A 21,782-nucleotide genomic window follows, 5' to 3' on the forward strand; every position below is an offset into this window, starting at 1 on the left:
CGGATGAGGATGGATCGATAAGGTCTCAAGAACCGGGTTATAAACCCCTCATGAAATTTTTATCATCCTTTTTTCGTATTCTAGAAGTTTTACTTTATCAATCTTTTTTCTGATCGACTCCAGTGTTTCTTCGCTCAGTTTTATATGATAATAGTTAAAATCAATCAGTGTCTTTTCTACATCTGAAACAGGAACAAAAACTCCTCCGTAATTAACATACTCGAAACCAAAAAAACGGGCTCTATCTATTCTGTGCAGGATTACCCTTGTACCCATGATTTCCCTGACTCCGCGATGGCTCTTCCTATTACCATAATGACAGGGACATATTCCCGCCCCAAGATTTTCCTCACAGTCAGTATGTATTGAACTTTGTACCATCTATAAAATCAGACACACTTATATCGAGATTTATATAATTATTTTAAAATTTTGTTATTTTATCCGTTAGCTGAAACACTATATACTGTTTAACATATTTTTATCTATGGCAATATGCCCTGTATGCAACTTAAAATTCGGCAATAATGATTTTCTGGCACTATCGGAACATTTCACAGGGAAAGCTAAAGACAGCGACGCTCTTCATGTTATGTGGCTGAACCGGAATATTACAAAAACAAAGGCAGATAAAAACAGTTTAGAACTATTATTTAGAAACCTTTACGATCTCAATGGCGAAGGAATAAAATCATGGATAGTTAATAGGTTCGTTTCAGAATACAGGGGAAATAATCCGCATCCATTTATAATAAAAATGCAGGATTATAATAAATATATCATGGAGGGCTATGCTGTAGAACATTATTTTTTCCTGAAGCAATGGGTAAGGTCATGTTCCGCTGTAATATCCAAAACTGACTATAAGGATGTCCAGACATATGAAATGGAGAATATGACAACAGAATACTTTGGAAACGGCAAAAAGTCACACATTGAACTTTTGCTCGACATGGCTGAAGGCTTCGGAATCAGCAGAAAGAAGATAATGGAAACAAAACCACTAAAAAACACCGAAAAAGCAATTAGCAGATGGCGTGAAATAGCACAGAAGAATGAGTGGATAGAAATTATGGCTGCAATGCATTCCCTTGAACTTATAGCTAATAGTGCATTAAGGCCATACGGAGCTAGATATAATTACTTCAATCTTGATGCCTTTGACAACAATAATGTGCCGGAAACTGTAAAGGCATTCCTTATGGAAGGTTACCATAGTGATAATGCACATTCCATGGGGGCATTAAATATTATAGAAAAATACAGCAGGGATTACAATATTGAAAATATACAGGACGCCTATCTGGCTTCCACCTATGTGTTTTATAACTATCTGGAGGCAAGGATTGAAAGGGGTGAGATGATTGAAAACAAACAATACTGAGGGATGCGCATTATGCAATGCAACCTGGGGAGAATACTACAGGGAAATAGAAGGAGAAAACATGTTTTTCTGCTGCAATATATGTGCAGATATACTGGAAGGCATGGTAAACAAGGTTAAGGATGAAACAGGGTGGAACAAAATAGATTACCTGGAATTACATGGAAATTATAGCAGTGGAAGGACATGTACAGCGAAATCCGGAAATGAAGAATTCAAATATTATTACAGGACATATGGTGATGGAAGAGTAATGGAATATAAAAAATTATGAATCTATAAGGTTTAAGGATGAATTAAAATATCTACATTTAACAATATATCTTTATTTCTTTGCTTACAAAGGTATTGCTGATTTATGTTAGAAATGAATAGCACCAAATTAAAAGAATATGTATTGTGTGATAAGGTACATTATTTTTGTAAATTATGAATATCTTTGTTGCCTGTTCATAGAATTTAAATTATTATATACGTGATTCAATCAATGGCGCTATACCATTGATTTAATAAAAAAATATTTAAATATAATCATTATATGAAAATTATGGATGCAGAAAAAGCCTACAGTATTAGACTTGCCGGAGAGATTGTAACAGAGGGTGATAAAACATTTTTCACTGAAAAATACATAAAGGGCACTAAATATTCATCGAATATTTATTCCATTGTTTCTAAAAATATAATGCAGGTTACAAATGGTGGCGCTGAAAAAATGCCATTTTATAAAGACGGCGTTCTATATTATATCAAATACAGTGAGGAAACTGAAACTTTAATGAAATTAAAATCCCTGTCAGAGCCTGAAATAATATGCACTTTTTACAAAATTAAAAAATATTTAATCTCAGAACATGGAATTTTTGTTATAGCATTGGAAAAAACGGATGATAGTAAACCTTTTGCAACTACAAGAATTAAGTACAGGTTTAACGGGAGAGGGTTGCTCAGATCAAAGTACAGCCTTTATGCTGTAGATAAAGCTCCCCATAAAATATATTCTGGAGATTTTGATGTTGAAGATATACAGTGCAATAATTCAAGATTTATTATTCAAACGACTGAAGAAAGTGATGATGATGGGATGTCTAACCTGTATGAAATAAATAAAGATGGCAATAAAATCAAAAAAATTACCGGAAAGCCCGGTGTAATACATGGGTATTCAATTTCAGATAAGGGGCGTATAGCCGTTTCTATGCACGAAAATTTGAATCCGTGGGAAGTAAACAGGATAGCATACCCTGAAGAGGGAAAATATCTACTGGTAGGAAAAGATAGCAATGATTCAATTTTGACTGACCTATTTTTTACGCCTTCTTATAAAATGAAATATAACGGTGATGTATTATATGCCATAGCTCAGGAAGGTTCTTCATCCAGCATATACGCTATAGAAGGAGAGAAGGTAACAAAGAGAACTGAGGTAAGGGGCAAACTGATAGATTTTGATGTTGCTGGCGTTTCAGGGAAGGAAAAGATATCATATATCTATTCAACCCCGGAGCATCCTTCAATGGTGGTTAATGGCGATAGCTACAACATAAATGAAGAAGTTGCAGGGATTGCACCGTATGTAGAGGGAATGGATAATGGAGAATACTTCTTTATGCTGAAAGACCCTGCTGCACCAACGCTGGTTTTCATTCACGGCGGTCCTCAAACTGCATATGGTTACCTGTATTATATAGAATTCCAATACTTTTACCAGAATGGGTATAATATACTTTATACAAATCCTCCTGGAAGTACCGGATACGGCCAGCCATATGAAGAAGAATGTGTGGGTGACTGGGGAAACAAAGATTTTGAATATATTAAAAAAGCCATGAAAAGCGTTATGGAAAAATATAAAGTTGTAGACAATTTCGCCGTTACAGGTGGTTCATATGGTGGATTCATGACTAACTGGATAGTGACACACAGCAATATATTCAAGTGCGGGATTTCTGAAAGGAGCATTTCCAATATGTTAAGCATGGTAGGAACCAGTGACATAGGTTACTGGTTCAATACTTTGCAGTTAAAGATAACAGATCCTTACAGCGCTGAGGGAATTAAAAAGCTAATGGAATATTCTCCGATCAGCTATATTAAAAATGTAAAAACGCCAGTTATGCTAATAACCGGAGAAGAGGATTACAGGTGCCCGATTGAACAGGCAGAGCAGTTTTATGTTGCCCTGAAGCTTAACAATGTAGATGCAGAACTGGTAAGGTATCCTGGAGACAACCATGAACATGCCAGATCAGGAGTTCCAGAAAATATGAAGGACAGGCTTACAAGAAAACTTGCCTGGTTTGATAAATATTTAAAAAATTAATTTTAAAGTTATAAAATTTATAAACCCTCTTTAATCTGTTCCTTTGCAACCTCTTTCGTTGATTTCGGGAATTTCATGAACAGGGTTATTATAAGTGCTATTGCTGCCGGTATGATCATAAAATAAAGCATTCCAGATCTGAATGTGGTTACAGTAATGTATGAAGCAAGCAGCAGTGGGCCTATTATTCCGCCTATGTTGAAAAACATAAGGATTGCTCCACTTGCGCTCCCAACTGCCTCATCTTTTACCATATCCTGTCCGGAGGCTGGAGTTAGCACTGAAAATATTGACCATCCGGTTCCAAACATAATAGTAAGGAAAATAAATGCTATATAATTCTTAGGGGCATAAGTTATGGTCACAATCGCAATAAATACAAGCAGAATTCCAATTACCAGTATTGGTTTTCTTCCTATCTTATCGCTTGCAAATCCAGCCGGAAGCCCGAAAATTATTCCACCAACACCCAGCATTGATATTAAAACTGCTCCCTCGGCACTGGAAAATTTGATAATAGTCAACAGGAATTCTGAATAATAGCCGAGCATATTTAGAAGAGTAAAGCCGAAGAAAAACATAGCCAGTATGGGAAATATAGTATATTTATTAAGGGCAAGTTTCAATGGATTCTTCGCTTTTGTTTCTTTTTTGAAAACAGATGGTATAATCATGAAGAATATGATTGCTACTATAAAGCCAAGAACTCCAGATATCAGGAATGGTAGATGATAATCAGGCAGGAATGGCAGGAAAATATAGGGAGCCGCTGTAGTTCCTACTCCGGCAAGTACGCCCCATAGCATCGTTCCGCTTCCCCTAAATTCCGGATTTGCATCGCCCAGGACACCAATTGAAGATGCTTGAAACATCCCGACACCAAAACCTACTATTAATCTGGATAGCAAGACTTCAATAGCCGTAGTAGAGTAACCGGTAGCTATAGTAAAGATAGAGAATATTAATATGGAAACTGTAACCGTGATTTTTGGTGAAAAACGATCGAACAGAAATCCCCCTATTAAACTAAATATGGCTATTCCAGCAGCGTATCCACTTATTAATATTCCTAAAAAATACAGAGGCAGGTGTACATTACTAATTATATATGGTGCAGCATATGTGTAGGCTGACCCATCAAAATCCACAATCAAAGCAGGCAACGCTCCTGCTACAAAAATAACAAACAGGCCTAATCTACTTTTAATTCCTATTTCTCTGGCTGTTAATGACACTTTCTAGCATGGTTCTATACTATTTAAGTGTTTTTAAGGTTTTTATATTCCTATCTTTCCATAACTATTTCCTATATGCACTATTAAAAAATATATAATAGAGCGATTTCAAGATATTATATATTTATCTCAATATTAAGGTTATTTCGCTGCCTGAGGGTTAACTGTATAATGTAGTTATAACCTATCTTCTCTGATTTTTTAGGGTTTCATTAATTCCCTTAAGATATGGTTTAAACATCCTTGTCTAAAGATTTTCACCACAGTTCTATTATGGCATTATTCATGATCCCCTCGCAAGGAAGCCTATGACTTCAGTCATAGGAGGGATTGCGACAATTTCATATATTGAATTTATATTTGAATAATGTGCTTAAAACCCTTCAAATTAAATTGCTTCCAGACGATAATCAGAAAAACATACTCCTTAGCACATTCAAAAAATCCAATGAAGCATGTAATTTTGTCTCTAAAATAGCTGGGATAATAAAATATATAATAAAATACCCCTCCAGAAATTAGTATATTATGATATTAGAAACAAATTCGGATTATCAGCACAGTTAACCATAAGAGTTATTGCAAAGGTTGTGGACACTTATTTAACTGATAGATCAGTATTCCATGAGTTCCGTGAATACGGTTCAATAGTATATGACCAGAGAGTTATGAGCTTTAAAGGCATGGATGAAGTAAGCCTTAACACTATCAATGGAAGAATAAAAATACTCATAACCATTGGAAAATACGGTGAAATACCATTCAATAGAATGAGGGGCCAATGTGACCTTGTAAGGAGGCATAAGCTCTTCTATCTAATGGTAAGTGTTGATGTACCCGAACAACCATCTATAAAACCTAAGAATATCATAGGGGTAGATATGGGTATAGTAAACATCTCCGTTGATTCCACCGGAAAATACTATTCCGGAGAAAAAGTAAAGGAAGTAAGGGGACACAATTTAGATCTACGCTCCAGATTGCAATCAGTAAATACCAGATCAGCGAAAAGGCATCTTAAGAAGCTTTCAGGAAAGGAGCATAGGTTTGCTACAAATACCAACCATATAATATCTAAAAATATTGTAAAGAAAGCTAAGGGCACCTCTTCCGCTATTGCCATTGAAGATCTCAGTGGTATAAGAATGAGGGAAACTGTTAAGAAAGGAAATAGATATATCCATAATTCATGGGCTTTCTACCAGCTCAGGCTGTTTATTGAGTACAAAGCTATGGAAGCAGGCATTCCCGTTATTGTTAGAGATCCACACAACACAAGCAGGGAATGCCCCAACTGCCATACTATTTCTAAAAAGAACCGGCCTGAGAGGTCTATATTTAAATGCATTTCCTGTGGAGTAAAGGGAGAAGCAGATTATATTGCTTCTCTTAATATCAGGAACAGGGCTGTTGCCAACCAGCCTATTGTAGCGGGTGATTTTTTTGTCCATTGTGACAGCCCAGTTGCAAGCTCACTGCTTTAGCTGTGGGTAGTTGACCGAACACAAGTTTTTTTCTGGCGTCATTTCTTTCCTGGTGTGTGGAGTCGCTTGTTAATGCGATGGATTGTATTCCAGATTCCTGGAAATAGTGGGCCATAAACTTTGCATGGGCTTTTGTAACGCAAAATCCTAGGGCTTTCATGCTGTCAATATCTGTGCTATATTCCCGTACAGCGTCTATGATTAATTTAGCTCTTTCTCTGGCTCCACTATTCTTAACGTATAAGTTCTCCAGTTCAGATACATCATATGAGCCCTTTTTCCATGCTATGTTTTCAAGGTCAACAGAGTCTGTTATTCCGAAATACTGGAATGGGCAGAGAAGATGCTGATCTATAGCCTCGGGAAGCCTTATTTCTGATGTAATATGATTATTGAAATATTTCAGGATATCCCTTCCATCCATCCTTTCTGGAGTGGCAGTAAGTCCAAGCATAATTTCTGGATTGAAATGATTCAGGAGATTTGCATAGGATTTAGCTGCGGCATGGTGGAATTCATCAATAATAATAAAATCATAATAATGCTTATCCAGTTGTAGATCTGGTCTTATAGATTCAAATGTCTGAATTGACATGAAGAGATGTTCATCTGATAATGGTTTGTAGTTCCCAACATATAAATTTCCAAATTCAGGATCTTTCAGCACATTTCTGAAGCAGGCAATGCTTTGCTTGAGGATTTCCTCCCGATGGGCTATGAAGAGAAGGCGATTGGAGCTATCAGGATGTTCTCTAACAAATTGTTTATAATCAAATGCTGAAATGATGGTTTTTCCAGTACCTGTAGCTGAAACAACAAGATTGTGGTAATTTCCCCGTAATTGCCTGTCTGCCCTCAATTCTTCCAGGATTTTTGATTGATATGGGTAGGGATGAAAATCAAAAGAATATTCATTGCCGCTATTGTTAATTGAAGATTCATTTTTCAGGGCTTTGTTTAATCGAGCCAGTTGATCCGGCGAGAAACTTTCAAACGCTTCAGAACTCCAGTATGAATCAAAAGTTGCATCTATTTTATCAAAAACATCCTGCATGTCAATCTTTGTTATCTTCAAGTTCCATTCAAGTCCACTGGATATCGCTGCACCTGAGAGATTCGAAGAGCCAACATAAGCTGTTGAATATCCTGTGTTTCTTAGGAATATATATGTTTTCGCATGCATCCTTGTATTTTTTGTATCGTATGATATCTTTATCTCTGTATTGGTCAATTTGGCTAATTCTTCAATAGCTTTAATATCCGTTACTCCCATGTAAGTGGTTGTTATGACCCTTAATTTCCCACCATTATCTGTAAATTCCTTCAACTTTTTTATTATTAACCTTAATCCAGTCCACTTTATGAATGATACCAGCATATCTACCTGATCAGATGTTTGTATCTCTTTCTGCAACTCATAATAAAATTGTGGCTCATTTGATGAACCGGTGAAAAGGGAACTGTATGCAACAGATGTGTCCGGCCTGATTGTTAAATCGATTTTTTTATTTTCATTATTTTTAGGATATGCGGAAAGCAAAATCTTTGGGGGTGATTCTATATTATCACAATTTTGTTCTGTCTTGCTGCTTATTTTGTCCAGAGGATTATTGATATGAATTTTCTCTTTGGATGTACTTTCTCTCCCATCGCTGTTTATTTTATCTAAAAGATTATTGACGAAATCCAGACGGTCTGAAACAGGTAGACGTTTATCTTCCATAATGTCCAGCCTATGTTTCGTTCTTTCACCAACATATGCAGCTAATATCCGTGATAGTTGATCATTAACAAGTGCCTTTTCCAGTGATTCAATTTCTGTGTTATTGTTTAGCTCATTTCTCAGGCAAAAATTTATCAGTTTTTCATACAATCCCTTTTCAAGCATAACTTTATTGCATTTTTCCAATTGATAATAATATTTCTATTTCCGAAGTTTTAATTTACCTTATAAGCAGTCTGAACAGACAAAATTGAATATTACCATGGAAATCGCATTATAATTCAACTTAACCGGTATATTTTAAATTGCCTGATATGCGGAAAAGTGTAAATTAATAAGTTTATTGAATGCTCAAGATACTTTGCCTGGATTTGCTATATAATTCCATAGCTTTGATAATGGCTATATTATATTGATAGGGAAAATACCATTTGATTTGCATGAAATTTATAATATCCAATAATTATTATATATAGATTCTGAATATATGCATATATGCAGCAATCCGGTAAAAAACCAAAAGTAACAAAAAGGGGAAACATTAAAAATGACGTAATTAACATTCTAAATGAAAATAAAGCCTTTAAATGGATGCTCAATACAGGTGTTGTTAATTATAATTCATTATCACGTATAATCCAGAATCAAATAAAAGAGAAATATAATTATACCCCCAAAATTAATACAATTTCAACAATTTTAAGGAAAGATTATGATGCTACCAGGCAAAAAACTACAAACAACCCTTTTTCTGACATGAAAATTAATATTATTACAGGACTTTCACTTTTATACTGTGATTATGACGATGAGGCTATGAGAGCATATTATCCTTATTCACGTGCAATACGTATAACGCCAGAGAGCCATACTATGTGGGTTATGATTTCAGGGGAAACACCGGAAAATATAAAAAAAACATATCCTGAAAAGTTATATGGTGATTTTATAGAAATTAACATAACAATAGACAGGGAGAAAATAAATGAGGAATCAATACAGACCTTTATGGAAACTTTGTCATTCAATTACATAAATGTTTCACAGCTTATGATATCAAATGACGGCTTTGAATTATTTATCAGCGCAAGGTATCTTCCCATGGTGCTGAGATTAATAGAAGCAATAAAATCAAACAGATACCTTTAACCTTATCCTGAAATTTTTATATTAGGGCGTTGCATCGGGGTTAATCTCATTTAAGATTATTATAAATAGTAAATCACAATTAAGAATTATTAAATAGTAAATTAAAATATATATTTATGTTCTATCTCTTCTATTTAGAATTCATCATACTGGGAATAATTGTGGGGGCATTAACCGGTGTACTTGGTTCCAGTGGAGTTGTTGCTGTTGTTCCTGCTTTGATAATTATAAATTCTGAATTACCCCAGGAGGCCATTGGCACAAGCCTGTTAATCGATGTAATTACATCAGTTATGGTTGCGTATGTATATTTTAAACGTGGCAGGGTAAATATCAAAAAGGGAATACCTATGATCCTGGGAGCTATCATAGGTTCACAGATTGGTGTAAGAATAGCATTTCTTATTCCAGCTGAATCTGTAAAAATTGGTTTTGCCGTTTTTATAATTGCTATGGGTATTTATTCACTCATAAGAAGAAAAGAAATGCAAAATACCAAAGATACTCAAAGATTATTAAATATCAAGCCCTGGGAAATTGTATTGATTACAATACCGGTAGGGCTTGCAACCGGGATACTTGGAGCAAGTGGTGGAATAATGTTTTTGATAATATCAATTTTAATATTAAAACTTGATATAAAAACAGCTGTGGGAACATCTACCTTCTCTATGATTATATCTGCTTCTTCCGGAACTGTCGGGTATCTAATTGCCGGCCATATCATGATAATAGCGGCTCTCATTATAGGCAGTATATCAATATTATCTGGACTTATCTTTTCCAGAATTGGAAATAACATAAATCCCTTATCAACATATAAAATCCTGGGAACTGTGTTTATAATTATAGGAATTGTGCAGATAGTTTTATAGTGGTGGTTGTATGGAGGCTAAAAAATATAAATGGTTTGTTCTCATAATAATGAGCGTTTCTGAATTGATGGTGATGAGTTTATGGTTTAGTGCATCCACCATAGCACCCGAACTGGAACCTGTATGGGGTATTTCCGGATTAGGTACCCTTATTGTAACTTTAATGGTACAGATAGGCTTTGTTCTGGGTGCATTGATAAGTGCTACTCTGGGGCTGGCTGATAAAGTTAACCCAAGAAAATTATTCACCTTTTCTTCAATTATGAGTGCGATATTTACGCTGTTATTTGTTCTATTATATCGCCATTTTTTAATTGAAATGGTTTTAATGCTATCAACCGGAATTATGATGGCAGGGGTTTACCCTGTGGCAGTTTTAATTGTATCAAGCTGGTTTCCCACGAGAAGAGGTTTAGCACTTGGTATAGTAATAGCCGGGCTAACGCTTGGAACTGCATTGCCACATATAATACTGGATTTGCCATTTATTACGGAATGGAGGGCATTGATGGAATTTTCATCGTTGTTATCCATTCTGGGTGGGGCTATGGTTTTATTTGCTTTGCACGATGATAAAAATCAGATAAAAGCACCTAAATTTAAATGGGATACAATAAAACAGATAATAAAAAATAAACCGGTGATGCTTGCAAATTTCGGTTATTTTGGACACATGTGGGAACTGTATGCTATGTGGACGTGGATTCCAATATTTCTCCTATCAAGTTTTGCCTTTTATTATACGGGAAGCAGGTTATTGTTTATAACGGGAATTGCTTCATTTTCAATTATAGGATTATCCGGTGTAACAGGGTCTGTCCTTGGTGGGGTTATATCTGACCGGATAGGGAGAACCTTATCTACGTCCATATACCTCAGTATAAGCGGAACAGCCGCCATATTAATAGGATTAACATATAGAGCTGTCCCGTATATTACAATAATTGTAGGTATTGTCTGGGGAATAACCGCCATAGCAGATTCAGCACAATTTTCTACCGCTGTCACAGAATTAAGTAACGATGCAATAAGGGGGAGTGCATTAACGTTTCAAATGGCTGTAGGTTTTTTAATAACCGTTGGATCAATTTATGCTATAGATATATTGAGAAATATTGTAGGCTGGCACTGGGCATTTTCATTTCTTTCAATCGGCGCATTCGCCGGTATGATTTCAATGATAAGACTAAGATATAAAAAAGAATCTTTATTAATGTGCCATGGAAAAAGGTAGTGCATTACGGAAACAATGCAAGGACAGGAAGAATTTAAACATAAATAGTCATATAAACAATAGAAGATAATTTAACATTGTTAACCGGAAATCCCCGGTCATTTTATCCAGAACAGCATTTAAAGAGCCTATCTATGTCTGGATTCATAGAGAGTCAGCTAACTATATTAATGAGCCTATTCAATTTCTATATTGTCTTATCCCCTGATATTAGTAAATAACTTTTTATATTAACCTGTAATCAAATTATGATAATTATGATACAGCAATTTATAAACAGGAAATATGAATTAAATTTTCTTAATAAAAAATATGATGAGGATAAACCACAATTAATAATAATATATGGCCGGAGAAGAATAGGAAAAACTGAACTTATCAAAGAGTTTATTTCCGGAAAAAAGACGGTATATCATTTATGCACAGCAGACAGTATAGAGGAGAATATAACATATTTAAAATCAGAATTTTCCAGTATTACAGGCAAGTCGTATTTTTTGAATCTTGAAGTGGACCTGTTTACCCTGTTTAAATACCTAATAGATGAAATTAAAGATGAAAAAATCATAATAGCATTAGATGAAATTACCTATCTAGTTTCATTAAATAAAGGTATTCTATCCATATTCCAGAAAATATATGATGAATTAATGGTAAATTCCAGACTGTTTATTATCTTTTCAGGTTCAAGCATAAGCATGATGGAGGATGAGATTTTAAATTTCAAGTCGCCGGTATATGGCAGGAGAACCGGTAGTTTAGAAATATCTGGCTTCGATCCGAATTTAATAGAATATTTTTATCCTGGAGATTTCGAAGATATTGTGAAAATACATTCAATTTTTGGAAATGTCCCATTCTACCTTTCCCTGATAGATAAAAATCAGAATATTGAATGGAATATCAAAAATATAATACTCTCAAAGGGGGAGATATTATATGAAGAACCAAAAATACTGTTGAAAGAAGAATTCCGGGAACCCAGGATATATGAAATGATTTTAAAAAGAATATCGGAGGGTAAAAATACATATGGAGAGCTGCAGAATGCACTCCATCTAGATTCCGGAAATATCTCCAGGTATCTGGAAACCCTTATTTCCAGTAGATTCATCAAATATATTATCCCTCTTAATCAAAAAAGGCGTGGAATCTATGAAATTAATGATTATTTTTTAAATTTTTATTATAAGTTTGTAGATCCAAATAGGTCTGACCTGGAGCTGGGGAATATTGAGAGCGTTTTTAAAAAAATCAATAATAATTTAAATACATTCTACGGGCATACCTTTGAAAGAATTGCACTTGAAATGGTTTCCAGGGGAATAATACCTATCCCGATTCACAATTTCCAGGTTAACAAATTCTGGCATAAAGATGTTGAAATAGATGGAGTTGCTACTAACGACAAAAATGATGTTGTCTTTATAGAAATTAAATTTGTACCAGATGTTGACGGAATAAAAATATACAACGAATTAAAATATAAATCATTAAGTGTTAATATTAAAAGGAATAAAGAGTATTATATGATTATTGCAAAATCTTTTAAAACAAAGAGTAACGAAGCAATCAATGTGGATTTTGCCGATATAAATAAGATAATAAAAAAATTGAATAAATAGAGATAATCCGGTCAAGCGTGCAGAACGAATATCATATTTAATTTTAAAATAAGAAATTATATATTCAATCAAATTATATATTTACATGTGTAGGATGTTTGCCTATAAAGGCAATTCACAGGAAGAATTAAATAATTTATATAATGCCTTGAAAGAATCTGCAAGAAATGATACAATAGGAAGCAAATTCGGGTATGCAAATCATCCCGACGGTTTCGGGTACGTAATATACAACGGGCAAAATATTTACTATTATAGATCTGAAAACCCCATATATGAAGAAAATGTGAAATTGCCCGAGGTCACTGGAGATATGTATGCCATTTTCCTTGCAAGAAAGGCTTCGGGGAAAAAACACATGGGAGTTATGTATTCACACCCTTTTATGGATGACTATAGCAATAATCTGATCTATCTTGCACATAATGGTTCTGTATCTGAAGATGAATTAAAAAAGGAATTAAATTACAGGTATGACGCTTCTGATTCAGAACTGGCATTAAAGTATATTTCGAAATATGGAATTAATTCAGATACAATAAATAATCTTATGAAAAATTACACAACATCATCCTTAAACCTTCTGATGTTATCTATTTCGAAAACTGATAAAAAAAGGTCATTATATTATTTAAATTACTATATAAATAAAGATAAACATGAATATAGTGATATGTATAAAGTGCACCTAACTCATGGTGATGCCGTAATTTCCTCAACATTGAGGTTGCATGGTATAAACACAGATGAAAAAGTTCCCTTTGGGAAACTTATGGAATTATAATTTGTTCTTCTAATAATTTATATGATTGTTAAATGTTGCAAACCTGAGTTTTCTCTTATTTTTTTATAAAATACCATTTTTGCGGGCAATATTATGATATGGATTTCACTTAGTCTGAGTAAGATGAATACAGACTTCCTAAATTGGGCCTCTTTGACGGTAACTCATAATTATTATATTATGAAACCTTATATATTCTATATGTGCAGAATGTTTGGTTATGTGGGGTATTCCAATGAGGAGCTGGATGAGCTTTACTCTGCCTTGATAGAAGCCTCACGTAAGGATAAAATAGGGGAGAAATATGGTTACTCGAGCCATGATGATGGATTTGGAATTGCCGTTTATACGGAAGATAACCTATTTCATTTCAGGTCTACAAAGCCGATATATAAAGAAAAATTAAATTTGCCTGAATTTAATGGAAAGATATATGCTATATTCCATGCATTGAATGCACATGACAAGGATTTAATCTCTCCAATTTTTGAACATCCATTCATAGCTTCCAATGGAAATCAGGTTATGTATATGGCGCATAATGGAGTTGTAGATAAGCAACAATTAATGGAGAATCTGGGGATTAAGGGCGTATATAATGATACTGAGGCTGCACTTGAATACCTTAATAAGAATGGCCTGAATAGCATATCTGATCTTGAGGATTATACTAAAAGCTCTCTAAATGTGATAATTCTTAATCTGGATAAGAAGAGTAGAAGCGGTACAATATATTTTAAAAATTTTTACCATTATAAAAGCAAAAGTGATTACCTCGACATGTATACTGCAGTATTGCCCCATGGTAAGGCAGTCGTTTCATCAACATTAACCCTGTACGGGATAGATAGATATGCCAGGGTTAACACACAATCTATGACGAATCTTGAAGAAATACATTAACTGTTACAATAATATCTACTTTTTTTTAAATAGATTTAACACTTGTATTAGTAGATCATTTATTTAATTGCGGGACATTATTGAAAGGTGGCAACGCATCTTATATCCAATGTAAAATACTGTTGCTGATACTGTATAAATAACGCATATAGAAGCAAAACCGTTCCGTGTGTGAGAATGTTACATAAATTATTAAAATGCTTGGACCTTTATATTCCACAAAAAGTTCAATTATCCGGATTAAGAATCAATTTATTCGTTAAATGTTTAGAAATATATTTATAGTATAAGAAGTTATATTTTTATGGTCAAAAAAAATATTAAAATAATAATTGCAGTGGTAATAGCTGTAATTATGGTAGGTGCAGCCTTTGCAGTTTTATACCATGCCCCTAAGGCACCGTTTACTGATGTCTCACAAACAGCAGCTACAGGTTCTTTAGATCCGGCAACCGCATTCTTCACAACGGATGGCCCATTGTTCACAGCATTATTTCAGGGATTAACAGAATTCAATGGCAGCAGTACTACCCAGGTCGTTCCTGTTCTTGCCAGTTCCTATACGATCCACAATGACCAGAATTATACATTTAGTTTAAGGACTGATGCCAAATTTAGCAATAATCAATCAATAAACGCGACGTCTGTGTGGTTCTCGTTCTACCGTGGCCTTGTTATGGGCGGAGGCCCATACGTTTCGGATTATTCAGGTATATTATACAATGGAACAGCATACGCAAATACACAGATAGTACTTCCCTGGGGGATCATTGGTGCACTTAAATCTGCTGGCTACGGAGGAATGAACACAAATAATATGTCACAGAATTATAAAACGGCAGCCACAGACCTTGACAGTATTTTGTCGAACTTTAATTACAATTCTACGGAGATGAAAGTAATGTCTTTCGCTGACCAGGCAATTGTTGTTAATTCGAATTATAATGTATCTATTAATACACTGAATCCCTATTCATATCTGCTTCAGGACGTAGCAGGATGGTGGGGTGACATAGTAGAACCTTCATATGTAGATGCGCACGGAGGAGTTACAAACAACACACAGAATTCATACATAAATTTAAACGGGGTTATAGGGTCAGGGCCATATGTGTTATCAAGTGTTGGAAAAGGCTTCTCTACAATAGTCCTTAAGGCAAATCCGAACTACTGGGTAACAAATGCAATGATTGCCAACGGCAGTGTGCCTTCAATTGCACAACCGGCACACATAAAAACTATTGTTATCAAGTATGGCCTGGATCATACAAGCCGTGTAGAAACATTCGATAAAAATCAATCTGCAATATCAACAGTATCACCGGGGTCCTTTAAAAGCATAATAAATGGGTTTTATGACAAATCAGAAGCCACCGGTTCACTCGTAAAAACATTTCCTGTTATTGGAACGTTCTATATCTCAATGAACGTTAAGAGATCATATACAAACAATACTTATTTCAGTAGTGTGTTGTATAATTAATAGGCATGTGTCATCCCTCTCATAATATTGTAATTGACTACCTTAAGAGCCAGTTCCTGTATAATATACTCTATTTTCTTAGCTTTTATTACCTCTGTCATTACTCTTTTTAATCCTGAAAAATATATTTCTACAATCCACCTTTTGCTATAGCTATTATTCTCTTTCCACTGTTCCATGGAGTTCTTTTTTATAAATCTCACAATCTTAGCCCTTGCATATGAACCTCTGGATTTGGTAGAAGCATTTTTCCTGGGTGGTATTACTGCATTATATCCAAACATATTGTAGATATATTTTGAATCATATCCCCTATCTCCAAATATTCTTAGAATATTATTTTTCATCTTACTCAATAGTTTTCTGGCAGCCTTAGAATCATGTGTATGCTCATCTGTAATTGTGAATGATAATACAGTAACATCTTTTAATGATATTATTACATGCAGTTTTATCCATCCCTTCCTTTTCCTATGCCATTTATGGCCTAAGTAATCTCCCCTTATTGTTATCTTATATCCAGTAGAATCTATAATGCAATCCAGCTTACTGTTAATATTATTCAATTCAGGCTTGATTCTCCTTATCCTCCTGAATATTTCACTGTATGATATTGATTTTATATTAGCTATAATTGCTAAGGATCTTAACATGCCTTCAAGAGTTCTAAATGGTATATTGAATATAGATCGCAATCTGGCTAAATACATTATTAATGCATCAGGAACTTTGTATGGATGGCCTATTTTTCCACTATTCTTTTCCTCTAATAGAGTATCATAATCCTTTATAAATGATAAATCTGTAAGGTATTCTATTCTATCTACAAGTGATTCATTATACTTTTCCCATCTCCTGTTTGAGCCAATCCAGTACCTTTTTATACTTCTATTTATTTTATTATCCTTAACTCGGCACATTTTTAGGGAACAGCTCCGGTTTAAGTTCCAGGATTTCAGCAAGTTCCCTGACTTTCTTTGGTATCTCTGCCATTATTATTCTATCTCCAACATCAGTAAGGTATATCTTTGACAGCTGCAGAAGAGCATCCTTTACACTAATTTTATTATTGATTTTCTTTGCCTTTAACAACTTCAAGAGCCTGTAATATGCAATGAGGGATATGAAAGAAACAAATACATACCCTTTTAATGTATCATCATCCCTCAGGTATGGTGTATCCACCTGCAAAAGATTCTTGAATACATCGAATGATTCCTCTATGTCATTCCTGAACTTGTATAATTCAAATATTGATTGCGGCTTTTCCCTTACATTGGTGATAAGTGCAATCTTTCCTGCCTTTTCAGGTGAATATACAGGTTTCTTCCCGGAGTCAACAAGCGAATAGTACTCATTCTCCTCCATGGCTCTGAGCAATATATCCTCGAATACATGAATATCATAGTTTTTTATAGTAGTGGAAGAGTATCTTATAGCCCTTTTTCTGAACATGAAGAAATTATCTCCATTTATGGAATAGTCAGGGAGCTTTGAATCCCTTTTCAATGGTGTTATAAAGTACAATCCATTCGTATCCATTTTGCTAAAATTATTGTCATCTATGAATCCACGGTCCATAACAAATAGAGTTCCCGGTGAGAGCTCTTCCTCCGTCTTTCTTAATGTATCAATATCTGCAATACTTCCAGGTACCAGGCGGATATAGCATGGCTCATTCCTCAACCTTGAAAATCCCATAATGATCCTTATCATTGGAAGATTGATGTCATTGTTGTTATGCCCGAACTCTGCCATCCTTATTCCAGGTGAATAGGAGAATAAGGCTGATGTATCATAGGCTATGACCTCATTCTTTTTCATCAGTTTCATATAGATACTCTTCTGCTTATCCTGATCCTGCCCTATGCGCTTTAACATAGATGACAATGATTTTGGTGATAGTTCATGTATTGTCCTGGAAAGCCATGTTTTCTCTATCCATGATTTTATGGACTTCAACGGCAAAGGGAATATTAGCCTGTTGAGGGAGAAAGCAACAATTTTCGTATAATCATCAGGATATTCTTCCCTTAATAATGACAATACATCCTTCATAAGGGAGAATATGAGCTCAAGGTGGCCAATCTCATATATTCCATGGATTGATACAACCTCCCTTACTTTTTTAGGATTCTCTATGTCACCATTAATTACCTTTCCAACATATTTGGAAACCTTGTGCCTTTTACTGTGTTCTGAATCCCATACCATGCTGCTCTCATAAACGTAATTATATTTTCCAACCTTTTTTATCTCCCTTGTCATGTTCTGTATATAGGGAACACATATAAGCAAATAAATCTTTCGCCAAATACTGGATAATAATTCAAATGTTCCCTAAATAAGCTCAGAGTTTAGGATGGAAGGATGCTTATAATACATTTGGATTGGATGGAATTAAACCACATAAAACAAGGATTGATTATGATATAAGGAAGTTAAAATCAGAGAATGAAAGATTAAAGAAACTGCTTGCAGAGAAAGAATTAGAAAATGCAATGTTAAGCGAATCTTTAAAAAAAAAGATGGGGAGATAATGGAAATGGCTTATGAATATATAAATAAAGGATTAAGAATAAGCAAAGTAGCTAATATGCTTAATATACCCAGATGCAGGTTCTACAGGAATAAAGTAACAGATAAAAACAATAATAAATCCATTAAAAAAGGAAGGAAAAACTCTGAATTCACATTAAGAAAGGATGGAGATAGCACGGTAGTAATGGATAATTCTACTGTTGTAAATAACATTAAGGAGCTATTATCAGGTGAATTCGTATGCTATGGCTATAAAAAAACAGCAAAATACCTTAACAGGCATGGTTATATAATAAATAAAAAGAAAGTAAGAAGATTAATGTCTGAGAATAATCTATTGAATTATCCTTACAATAATAGAAAGCCAGCAACAAGGGTAATAAATACAATAGTTAAAGTAAATAATACAAACCAGGTATGGGAATTTGATATAAAGTATGTATATATAAATGGAGAATCAAGAAATACCTACCTGCTTGCTATGATTGACTGCTATACCAGAGAAGTTGTAGGCCATTATTTGGGTTGCCACTGTACAGGAAATGATGTAAAAAATACCATGATAGAAGCATTTGATAAAAGAGGCATTAACAATATTTCCGGTATACGCATGAGAAGCGACAATGGAACACAGTTTATATCTAATATTGTAGAGGATTTTCTTTCAATGATGAACATATACCATGAGAGGATCCATCCTGCAACTCCAAAGGAGGATGGATACATTGAATCATTCAATTCAATTCTTGAAAGGGAAGTAATCAGGAGATTTGAATTCGATAATATTGAGGAAGCAAGATCTACAATAAAAAGGTATATAGATTTCTATAACAATGAGAGATTGCATTCTGCAATAGGTTATATAACTCCAAAGGAGATGAATATAAAATGTATGGAAATGAAACAAAAAGATTAAAATCTAATAAGAGGATATTGTTTATATTTAAGGGGTCTAACCAGTTAAAATCATTATACAAGATTAAATGAAGAAATAAGAAGGAGGATAAAAACTATATCATCATTCCCAGATGAGTATTCAGCAATGAAGGTATTCTATTATAAATCAATAGAATTTAATTCAAAGCATACATTCAGGAAGATAAACGGATACTATAAATGCAAGGACGAAATAAGGGAAATGTTTCAGAAGAGGTATCCTTTATAAATACACAAAATTCGGGACACAATCCATGCGGAGAGTCTGAGATAAACGGATACTATAAATGCAAAGACGAAATAAAGGAAATGTTCAATAAGAGATACCCTTTATAAATACACAAAATTCGGGACACAATCTGGGGTTATAAAATATGAAAGATAATAAAATGAAGCTCAATATTTATGATGTGGTTTTTGTTTTGCCAACAGTTAGTATTACTTATCCACCAGGTGGCTATGATATTGTTTACAGGCTTGCTCAAGCACTCAATAAAGAGAGTATAAGACCCTCTATCATTTTTTTAAAGAAGCCAAAAATTTATATAGAGAATTATATTGTTAGTGAAAATGTAAAGAATAAGAATAGATTGACTAGATTGATGTTATCTTTATTTAACTTATTACCTAACATTTACCCTTATTTTATACACCATGTTATAAACAGTTATTATCATTCTATTATTCCGTAAAGCTTATATTATACTGATGTATATATTATACATCATGGTATTTGTAAGGAAGATTAAAAAGAAATCCGGTACATATTTGGCAGAGGTTGAATCTGTATGGGAGAATGGGAAAACAAGGCAGAAGGTAATAAAATACTTAGGAAAAGAGGTAGATGGAAAGCCTGTAAAAAGGGTAAAAACATCATCTATTAAAGTAACAGCAGCAAAGAAGCATTTGGATATAGAGATAATAAATCATATTGCATCTGAACTGGGAATAACAGATATTAGCAAGGAAATACTTATAATGGTGTATTCACAGCTCATTGAAAGGCCATCAATAAATAAAATGGAGGAGTGGCTAAGCTATACAGACATGCTTGATATATTAAAGATTAAGAATATATCAACATCAAAGCTATATGATGCACTGGATGGATTGAACAATATGGATTTTTCTAAAATAGAGAATAAACTATCCAGCATATTCTCGAGTATATCAGATATAGATGGAAACAATGCAGTGATAATAGATATAACAGATACATACTTTGAGGGCAATAGCATTGATGGAGTACCGAGAAGGGGAAAGGAAGAGAAAGTAAAGAAGCTAATGCAGATAGCTCTGGCTGTAACATCGGGCAATGGATTCCCATTGTTCCATAGGATATACAAAGGCAATATATCAGGGAAAAGGATATTTTTAGAAATGGTTTCATTGTTGAAGGAGAATGGATACAGTTCAACAATAATGGATCGGGGTGCATATTCTGCTAAAAATATTGAAAGTATCAATAAATTGAATATAAAAGCAATATGTGGTGTTGTAAAGGATAAATATTTCAGGAATATGCTTTTAAAAATAGATAAAAATAGAATATACAGGAAAGAGAACAGGGTAGAATTGAAGAATACGCATGTATATTGCAGTTCAATGGAATTTATGGATGGGAAAATAATAATAGTATACAATCCATTTCTTGAATCATTAAGGCGTGAGTACTATTATGAACATTCTGAAGATGAAGATATTGCATCTTTGTTAGGCTATTCCCTGATATACCATAACACCAGTATTCCTGATGATGAGGTTGTAAGGAAGTATTACAATAAGGATACAGTAGAAAGGGCATTCAGGAAGATGAAGGGTGTAATATCATTAAGGCCTGTAAGGGTATGGCTAATGTCACATGTATATGCACATATAAAAATATGCTATTTATCATATGCAATACTGTCAATGCTGGAATATAAAATAAAGAGTACAGGAATATCAGGAACAGATGCATTGAACATATTAAGCACCGGGTATAATGTTTATTTAAAGGATACAGAATCCAATATTGAATGGAGTGAGAATATAGAATTGTCAAAGAAGCAGGAGGTTATCAGAAACCTGGTGTATAAAAACAGGTGAAAAGTTAGGTTATTA

At 34.1% G+C, this 21,782-nt stretch carries 19 protein-coding genes and 2 pseudogenes; 16 read left to right on the plus strand and 5 right to left on the minus strand.

The features are described from left to right. Nucleotides 1–48: 48 nt before the first annotated feature. On the minus strand, nucleotides 49–381 hold the full coding sequence (locus fad_RS04130) for a hypothetical protein (protein WP_155951107.1): 333 nt from the start codon (nucleotides 379–381) through the stop codon (nucleotides 49–51). Nucleotides 382–487: 106 nt separating this feature from the next. On the opposite strand from fad_RS04130, the gene fad_RS04135 reads away from it, so the two are divergent. The 3 genes from fad_RS04135 (at nucleotide 488) to fad_RS04145 (ending at nucleotide 3,707) form a co-directional block, all read left to right on the plus strand. Continuing rightward, nucleotides 488–1,384, plus strand: coding sequence for a thiaminase II/PqqC family protein (locus tag fad_RS04135; protein WP_155951108.1), 897 nt, complete (start codon nucleotides 488–490; stop codon nucleotides 1,382–1,384). Further along, the gene (locus fad_RS04140; protein ID WP_081142052.1) at nucleotides 1,365–1,658 is read left to right on the plus strand and encodes a TA0938 family protein; all 294 of its coding nucleotides are present in this window, start codon (nucleotides 1,365–1,367) and stop codon (nucleotides 1,656–1,658) included. The genes fad_RS04135 and fad_RS04140 overlap by 20 nt, the downstream gene beginning before the upstream one ends. Before the next feature lie 273 nt (nucleotides 1,659–1,931). Then, a complete protein-coding gene (locus fad_RS04145; RefSeq protein WP_196795620.1) occupies nucleotides 1,932–3,707 on the plus strand; it encodes an alpha/beta hydrolase family protein in 1,776 nt (591 codons plus the stop codon). Between the two features lie 17 nt (nucleotides 3,708–3,724). Here the strand turns inward: fad_RS04145 and fad_RS04150 are convergent, their stop codons facing one another. After that, nucleotides 3,725–4,942, minus strand: coding sequence for an MFS transporter (locus fad_RS04150; protein WP_081142056.1), 1,218 nt, complete (start codon nucleotides 4,940–4,942; stop codon nucleotides 3,725–3,727). Between the two features lie 369 nt (nucleotides 4,943–5,311). On the opposite strand from fad_RS04150, the pseudogene fad_RS04155 reads away from it, so the two are divergent. After that, a pseudogene (locus fad_RS04155) lies at nucleotides 5,312–6,426 on the plus strand (RNA-guided endonuclease InsQ/TnpB family protein). Here fad_RS04155 and fad_RS04160 read toward each other — a convergent pair. Next, nucleotides 6,365–8,314 carry a DEAD/DEAH box helicase family protein gene (locus tag fad_RS04160; protein ID WP_081142058.1) on the minus strand — a complete coding sequence of 650 codons (1,950 nt, stop codon included), beginning with the start codon at nucleotides 8,312–8,314 and terminating at the stop codon, nucleotides 6,365–6,367. The pseudogene fad_RS04155 and the gene fad_RS04160 sit on opposite strands and share 62 nt — an antisense overlap. Nucleotides 8,315–8,644: 330 nt before the next feature. Here fad_RS04160 and fad_RS04165 point away from each other — a divergent pair, with 330 nt between their 5' ends. From fad_RS04165 to fad_RS04195, 7 genes are all read left to right on the plus strand, one after another. Next, nucleotides 8,645–9,298 (plus strand): hypothetical protein, encoded by a 654-nt coding sequence (locus fad_RS04165; RefSeq protein ID WP_009887967.1) that lies wholly within the window; start codon nucleotides 8,645–8,647, stop codon nucleotides 9,296–9,298. A 116-nt stretch (nucleotides 9,299–9,414) separates the two neighbouring features. Further along, a complete protein-coding gene (locus tag fad_RS04170) occupies nucleotides 9,415–10,173 on the plus strand; it encodes a sulfite exporter TauE/SafE family protein (RefSeq protein ID WP_009887969.1) in 759 nt (252 codons plus the stop codon). A 10-nt stretch (nucleotides 10,174–10,183) separates the two neighbouring features. Then, nucleotides 10,184–11,407 carry an MFS transporter gene (locus fad_RS04175; RefSeq protein WP_081142060.1) on the plus strand — a complete coding sequence of 408 codons (1,224 nt, stop codon included), beginning with the start codon at nucleotides 10,184–10,186 and terminating at the stop codon, nucleotides 11,405–11,407. Between the two features lie 257 nt (nucleotides 11,408–11,664). Further along, nucleotides 11,665–13,032, plus strand: a complete 1,368-nt coding sequence (locus fad_RS04180) for an ATP-binding protein (RefSeq protein WP_155951109.1) — start codon at nucleotides 11,665–11,667, stop codon at nucleotides 13,030–13,032. Nucleotides 13,033–13,126: 94 nt separating this feature from the next. After that, complete coding sequence (locus fad_RS04185) at nucleotides 13,127–13,816, plus strand: class II glutamine amidotransferase (protein ID WP_081142064.1); 690 nt, start codon at nucleotides 13,127–13,129, stop codon at nucleotides 13,814–13,816. A gap of 210 nt (nucleotides 13,817–14,026) precedes the next feature. Then, a complete protein-coding gene (locus fad_RS04190) occupies nucleotides 14,027–14,719 on the plus strand; it encodes a class II glutamine amidotransferase domain-containing protein (protein ID WP_155951110.1) in 693 nt (230 codons plus the stop codon). A gap of 304 nt (nucleotides 14,720–15,023) precedes the next feature. Beyond that, a complete protein-coding gene (locus fad_RS04195; RefSeq protein ID WP_081142068.1) occupies nucleotides 15,024–16,202 on the plus strand; it encodes an ABC transporter substrate-binding protein in 1,179 nt (392 codons plus the stop codon). Here fad_RS04195 and fad_RS04200 read toward each other — a convergent pair. Continuing rightward, entirely contained in the window at nucleotides 16,199–17,122 is a 924-nt protein-coding gene (locus fad_RS04200) for an IS5 family transposase (RefSeq protein WP_081142070.1), read from the minus strand. The genes fad_RS04195 and fad_RS04200 overlap by 4 nt on opposite strands. Continuing rightward, nucleotides 17,109–18,470, minus strand: coding sequence for a transposase (locus fad_RS04205; RefSeq protein WP_081142072.1), 1,362 nt, complete (start codon nucleotides 18,468–18,470; stop codon nucleotides 17,109–17,111). The genes fad_RS04200 and fad_RS04205 overlap by 14 nt, the downstream gene beginning before the upstream one ends. A gap of 122 nt (nucleotides 18,471–18,592) precedes the next feature. Between fad_RS04205 and fad_RS09250 the strand changes: the two genes are divergently transcribed. The 5 genes and pseudogenes from fad_RS09250 to fad_RS04220 all read left to right on the plus strand — a co-directional run bounded on the left by fad_RS09250 (nucleotide 18,593) and on the right by fad_RS04220 (nucleotide 21,767). Continuing rightward, nucleotides 18,593–18,742, plus strand: a complete 150-nt coding sequence (locus fad_RS09250; RefSeq protein ID WP_155951111.1) for a hypothetical protein — start codon at nucleotides 18,593–18,595, stop codon at nucleotides 18,740–18,742. 5 nt (nucleotides 18,743–18,747) lie between these two features. After that, nucleotides 18,748–19,659, plus strand: a complete 912-nt coding sequence (locus fad_RS04210) for an IS3 family transposase (RefSeq protein WP_196795621.1) — start codon at nucleotides 18,748–18,750, stop codon at nucleotides 19,657–19,659. 60 nt (nucleotides 19,660–19,719) lie between these two features. Beyond that, nucleotides 19,720–19,908 (plus strand): annotated as a pseudogene (locus fad_RS09535) (IS256-like element ISFac8 family transposase); the annotation flags it as partial. A gap of 145 nt (nucleotides 19,909–20,053) precedes the next feature. Next, nucleotides 20,054–20,371, plus strand: coding sequence for a hypothetical protein (locus fad_RS04215; protein WP_081142076.1), 318 nt, complete (start codon nucleotides 20,054–20,056; stop codon nucleotides 20,369–20,371). A 34-nt stretch (nucleotides 20,372–20,405) separates the two neighbouring features. Next, entirely contained in the window at nucleotides 20,406–21,767 is a 1,362-nt protein-coding gene (locus tag fad_RS04220; RefSeq protein WP_196795622.1) for a transposase, read from the plus strand. Nucleotides 21,768–21,782 lie beyond the last annotated feature (15 nt).

The organism is Ferroplasma acidiphilum (genome assembly GCF_002078355.1).
Lineage (GTDB): Archaea > Thermoplasmatota > Thermoplasmata > Thermoplasmatales > Thermoplasmataceae > Ferroplasma > Ferroplasma acidiphilum.

What these genes read in the sequence shown, in the direction of transcription:
- fad_RS04130 (WP_155951107.1), bottom strand. Translation starts at nt 381, where the DNA reads ATGGTACAAAGTTCAATACATACTGACTGTGAGGAAAATCTTGGGGCG.
- fad_RS04135 (WP_155951108.1), top strand. Translation starts at nt 488, where the DNA reads ATGGCAATATGCCCTGTATGCAACTTAAAATTCGGCAATAATGATTTT.
- fad_RS04145 (WP_196795620.1), top strand. Translation starts at nt 1,932, where the DNA reads ATGGATGCAGAAAAAGCCTACAGTATTAGACTTGCCGGAGAGATTGTA.
- fad_RS04160 (WP_081142058.1), bottom strand. Translation starts at nt 8,314, where the DNA reads ATGCTTGAAAAGGGATTGTATGAAAAACTGATAAATTTTTGCCTGAGA.
- fad_RS04165 (WP_009887967.1), top strand. Translation starts at nt 8,645, where the DNA reads ATGCAGCAATCCGGTAAAAAACCAAAAGTAACAAAAAGGGGAAACATT.
- fad_RS04170 (WP_009887969.1), top strand. Translation starts at nt 9,415, where the DNA reads ATGTTCTATCTCTTCTATTTAGAATTCATCATACTGGGAATAATTGTG.
- fad_RS04175 (WP_081142060.1), top strand. Translation starts at nt 10,184, where the DNA reads ATGGAGGCTAAAAAATATAAATGGTTTGTTCTCATAATAATGAGCGTT.
- fad_RS04180 (WP_155951109.1), top strand. Translation starts at nt 11,665, where the DNA reads ATGATACAGCAATTTATAAACAGGAAATATGAATTAAATTTTCTTAAT.
- fad_RS04185 (WP_081142064.1), top strand. Translation starts at nt 13,127, where the DNA reads ATGTTTGCCTATAAAGGCAATTCACAGGAAGAATTAAATAATTTATAT.
- fad_RS04190 (WP_155951110.1), top strand. Translation starts at nt 14,027, where the DNA reads ATGTTTGGTTATGTGGGGTATTCCAATGAGGAGCTGGATGAGCTTTAC.
- fad_RS04195 (WP_081142068.1), top strand. Translation starts at nt 15,024, where the DNA reads ATGGTCAAAAAAAATATTAAAATAATAATTGCAGTGGTAATAGCTGTA.
- fad_RS04200 (WP_081142070.1), bottom strand. Translation starts at nt 17,122, where the DNA reads ATGTGCCGAGTTAAGGATAATAAAATAAATAGAAGTATAAAAAGGTAC.
- fad_RS04205 (WP_081142072.1), bottom strand. Translation starts at nt 18,470, where the DNA reads ATGACAAGGGAGATAAAAAAGGTTGGAAAATATAATTACGTTTATGAG.
- fad_RS04210 (WP_196795621.1), top strand. Translation starts at nt 18,748, where the DNA reads ATGGCTTATGAATATATAAATAAAGGATTAAGAATAAGCAAAGTAGCT.
- fad_RS04215 (WP_081142076.1), top strand. Translation starts at nt 20,054, where the DNA reads ATGAAAGATAATAAAATGAAGCTCAATATTTATGATGTGGTTTTTGTT.
- fad_RS04220 (WP_196795622.1), top strand. Translation starts at nt 20,406, where the DNA reads ATGGTATTTGTAAGGAAGATTAAAAAGAAATCCGGTACATATTTGGCA.